This window comes from Nostoc cf. edaphicum LEGE 07299, assembly GCF_015207245.1.
GTDB lineage: Bacteria > Cyanobacteriota > Cyanobacteriia > Cyanobacteriales > Nostocaceae > Nostoc > Nostoc edaphicum_B.
In genome coordinates this window covers 1-4469 of the sequence record NZ_JADEXF010000452.1, presented here as the reverse complement: position 1 = coordinate 4469, position 4469 = coordinate 1, and the positions used below count along the sequence as shown (strand labels likewise).

5 protein-coding genes are annotated in these 4469 nt (G+C 41.4%); 4 read left to right on the top strand and 1 reads right to left on the bottom strand.

Features of this window, described 5'->3' with window-relative positions:
* Nucleotides 1-1373 (top strand): chloride channel protein (locus IQ229_RS14585; protein ID WP_194044825.1); only part of this gene is annotated, 1373 nt, incomplete at its 5' end.
* 138 nt (nt 1374-1511) lie between these two features.
* Here IQ229_RS14585 and IQ229_RS14580 read toward each other — a convergent pair.
* Entirely contained in the window at nt 1512-1925 is a 414-nt protein-coding gene (locus IQ229_RS14580) for an AbrB family transcriptional regulator (protein WP_104909531.1), read from the bottom strand.
* A 448-nt stretch (nt 1926-2373) separates the two neighbouring features.
* On the opposite strand from IQ229_RS14580, the gene IQ229_RS14575 reads away from it, so the two are divergent.
* The 3 genes from IQ229_RS14575 to pyrR form a co-directional block, all read left to right on the top strand.
* On the top strand, nt 2374-2814 hold the full coding sequence (locus IQ229_RS14575; RefSeq protein ID WP_194044823.1) for an Rrf2 family transcriptional regulator: 441 nt from the start codon (nt 2374-2376) through the stop codon (nt 2812-2814).
* 57 nt (nt 2815-2871) lie between these two features.
* Nucleotides 2872-3843: an adenosylcobinamide-phosphate synthase CbiB gene (gene cbiB / locus IQ229_RS14570; protein ID WP_194044821.1), complete on the top strand. Its 972-nt coding sequence runs from the start codon at nt 2872-2874 to the stop codon at nt 3841-3843.
* Nucleotides 3844-3951: 108 nt separating this feature from the next.
* A partial coding sequence (gene pyrR / locus IQ229_RS14565) for a bifunctional pyr operon transcriptional regulator/uracil phosphoribosyltransferase PyrR (RefSeq protein WP_194044820.1) occupies nt 3952-4469 on the top strand: 518 nt, incomplete at its 3' end.

Genomic DNA, 4469 nt, shown 5'->3' with positions numbered 1-4469 from the left:
GTGCTGGCGCGGCGGCGGGACTGGCGGCGGGATTTAATGCTCCCATCGCTGGAGTATTTTTTGCTCTAGAGGTGGTGATGGGAGCGACATCTTTCGCTACTTCTGCTGTAAGTGTGGTGCTCTTAGCTGCGGTGGTAGCAGCATTAATTGCCCAAATTGGTTTGGGGGCCCAACCTGCTTTTGATTTACCTGTTTACCAAGTTCGCAGTCCTTTGGAATTACCTCTTTACCTTGGCCTAGGTTTAGGGGCCAGCCTAGTTTCTTTGGTTTATACTGAATCAATTCGGGGAGCAAAAGCTTGCTTTGCTGGGAAGGTTCCAGGTTTTGATTTTTTGGGACGAATTCCTCAGCCGATTCATCCAATTATTGGCGGTGCGATCGTTGGCGTAGTTGCTTTGCAGTTCCCGCAAATTCTAGGTGTCGGTTATGAAACAGTAGAAGCAATGCTTCAAGATGTGGAGTTTCCACTCTACTTATTGGTGGTATTGTTGGTGGTGAAATTATTGATGACTGCAATTAGTGCAGGTAGTGGTTTCATTGGTGGTTTATTCGCACCAGCAATGTTTTTAGGTGCTTCTTTTGGATCGGCTTACGCCAAAATGTTGGCTGTAGCATTCCCGACAATTTGCGATCAAATGGCGGCTCCCCCAGCTTACGCAATGGTGGGAATGGCAGCAGTATTAGCTGCTAGTGTGAGAGCGCCGTTGACGGCTATTTTAATGCTGTTTGAATTAACCCGCGACTATCGAATTGTTTTACCGTTGATGGCAGCTGTGGGTTTAAGTGTTTGGCTAGTAGAAAGGATTAAACCAACTTTTAACTCTAACTCTAATCTACAACAAATTGGTCTTTCGGAACTGAAAGATGAACAATCGGAAATTGTGCAGCAAATTTTGGTAGAAGATGCCATGTATCCCTACCCCAAAAAGTTACCTGCAACTTTGGGAGTGTTAGATGCTGCTGTGGAAATGACCCGCGATCGCGTTCGTAGTGCTTTAGTATTTGATGAAGCAGAGCAATTAGTTGGTATACTTTCTTTGGAAGATATTAACCGTGCCCTTGCTATTTGGCAAACATACCCAAATTCCCTAACTGAAATTCCCGATAATTTATCCAGTCAAACCCTCATAGACATTTGTACTACTGAAATTCTCTATGCATGGCAAGATGAACTTTTATCTGAGGCTTTAGATCGGATGAGTCTTCGAGGTTTACATCAATTACCAGTAGTAGCACGAGATAAACCCGATTGCATTTTGGGTTTATTAGAAAAAGAGCAAATTGCATTAACCTGTAATTTAGCAGTTACGCGCAAGGCACTTCGCCACTATTTACCAGTCTTACCTACTACAGATATAGTCATTAGTCATTAGTCATTGGTCATTGGTCATTGGTCATTGGTCATTGGTCATTATTTTTCACAAAGGACAAATGACACTTGACTAATGACTGTTTATAGTCATTGTTTTTCACAAATGACAAAGGACAATTGACTAATGACCATTTATTTATTAAGCCGTGGCTTCTATGGCTTCATCATCTTCACGATCTTCTGGATCTACCTGTCTCAGACGAATGTGCTTTTTGCCTAAAGTGATCAGAAACTCATCTCCTGGTTTAAGATTCATCTGTTTTGTATAAGCTGAACCTATCAGTAAGTTACCATTCGATTGCACACTAATTCTATAGCTAGCACTACGTCCACCACGCCCATTAGCACTGGGTGTACTATCTAACTGAATGCCTTCAGCATCAATTAGGGCATTTAAGAACTTCATCATATTGACGCGCTCTATACCATTTTTAGTAACGGTATAGTAGCCGCACTTCTTGGCTTTGTCTTCTTTGCTCTCGTTCTCTAGCTCTTTGACTTTTTTGAGCAATTCTTCGCCGAGTAAGGGTTCAATTTTTTTCTGTTTAGGCATCAACTTAGGTCGAAAATGAATGTTTGAAGTGTTTGAATCGATTTTATTTTAGCTGAGGTTGAGCTAACAGGAACATAATCCTTTAGTTTTTATCTCAACCTAGCCAAGTATATTACACTCAGATGCACAATTGTTATGCCATTACCAATATTGGCAAGACAATCTATTTTAGAAAATGCTGGCAATGCTGATAACTATATATATAGTTTGTGAATTACTGCTAGACTATATAAGTTTTAAGTTTTCTAAACTAACGCTCTAAAGGTTGTCTATTTCTTAAGGATGAGAACTGAGTCACAGAATGATAAGCAAAACTGATCCTTAGTCATTGGTTATTTAGAAACGACAAACTAAAGAAGTCTCAGAGTCGGAAGCCGACCATCAGAATTTCTTTTCAGGAAGATGCAGTGCCAACAAAGACAAAGGACAAACAACAAAGCTTGCCAAAATGAAATTAACTACCAGAGGACACTATAGTGTAAAGGCGTTGCTAGATTTAAGTTTACAGCCAAGATATGGGCCTGCATCTGTGAGAGCGATCGCAAAACGCCAAGATATCCCAGCTCCTTACCTCGAAAAACTACTAATAGAAATGCGTCGTGCATCTTTAGTGAAATCAATTCGTGGTAGCATCGGCGGATATCAATTGGCAAGAGAGCCTGCACAAATATCTATAGGAGAAATTTTAGAAGCTGTTGGCGAGACTAGCCATTTACCTCATCACACCCCAGCACCTACACAAGCTGAAGATTGGGTAACGTTTAGCCTCTGGCAAAGACTCAACCAAAAGCTTAGAGAAGCTTTATACAGTATTACTCTGGCAGACCTTTATTACGATGCTCGGAGTCGGCAAGCTTCCCTTGGAGAAGAAGCTAGTTTTGTGGTTTAGTCAATAGTCAATAGTCGAAATATTGACCCTTGACTTTTAACCCAAGACTTGTGACTTATGACTAATAATATCTATATCTTAATAATTGCAGCATTTTTAGATTATTTAATTGGCGATCCTTGGGATTGGCCTCATCCAGTACAAATTATGGGGTGGGTAATTTCTCGCCTGACCAAGTTTTTTCTCCACTTATGTCAAAATTCTCTAATACAACGCCTAGCTGGAATTGTACTAGCTATTATCTTAATAATTGGTAGCGGTCTTGTTGGCTTTTTGATGATTCAAACTGCCAGATGGGTTCATCCACTCTTAGGAATTGCAATAGATAGCATTCTTTTAGCTAGTTGTTTTGCTGGCAGAAGTTTGCGAGCAGCAGCGGAGGCTGTTTTACAACCTTTAACAGTCGGAGATTTAGAGAAGGCTCGAAAGATTTTAAGTAATTATGTTGGTCGAGATACCCAAAACCTCTCACAACCAGAAATTTCACGAGCCGTTTTAGAAACGGTTGCAGAAAATGCCACCGATGGGGTAATGGCTCCGCTTTTTTATGCAATTGTTGGTGTCTTTATACCAGTTGTGGGGCCAACTCCTTTAGCTTTAGCATATAAAGCCAGCAGTACCCTTGATTCAATGGTGGGCTATCGGGAAGCACCCTATACTTATTTGGGATGGTTCTGTGCGCGGTTAGAAGATTGTTTGACTTGGCTACCTTGTCGGTTAACAGTCGTGACTCTGGCGCTGCTATCAGGTAAACCGATGCATATTTGGCAAATTTGTCGTCGGGATGCAATTAACGATCCTAGCCCCAATTCTGGCTGGAGTGAGTGCGCCTACGCTGCATTTTTAGGTGTGCAGATGGGGGGTACAAATTGGTATCGGGGGGTGGCTAAGTACAAACCACTGCTAGGAGATGCTATTTATGCCATTACTGCAACTTCTATTCAGAATGCTTTACAGCTGACTCGATATTGTTTTTTGCTATGGTTAGGGATAGCGATCGCAATATTCTTAATGCTCCCAAATAGGTAATGATAAATATAAAGTTAGGAGTTAGAGACGCGATTAATCGCGTCTGTACAGGAGTTAAGAATAAAAATTCCTAACTCTTAACTTATCACTCCTAACTCATCACTTGCTATGTCTGCCAAAGTAGTTGAAATTCTCTCATCCGAAGAAATCCGTCGTACCTTGACTCGCCTTGCCTCTCAAATTGTCGAAAGGACGCGTGATTTGTCTCAACTGGTGCTTCTTGGTATTTATACTAGAGGCGCGTTATTAGCCGAATTATTGGCGCGTCAAATTGAGACGCTCGAAGGTGTAGCAGTGTCAGTCGGTGCTTTGGATATTACATTTTATCGAGATGACCTCGACAAAATTGGATTGCGAACTCCAACGAAAAGCGAAATTCCTTTTGATCTTACGGGGAAAACGGTTGTACTGGTGGATGATGTGATTTTCAAAGGACGGACGATTCGCGCGGCTTTGAACGCAGTCAACGATTACGGTAGGCCAGAGGTGATTCGTTTAGCTGTGTTAGTAGACAGAGGCCATCGAGAATTACCAATTCACCCAGATTTTATTGGCAAAAAGTTGCCTACAGCTAAAGAAGAAATTGTCAAAGTTTACTTACAAAATTGTGATGGACGAGATGCAGT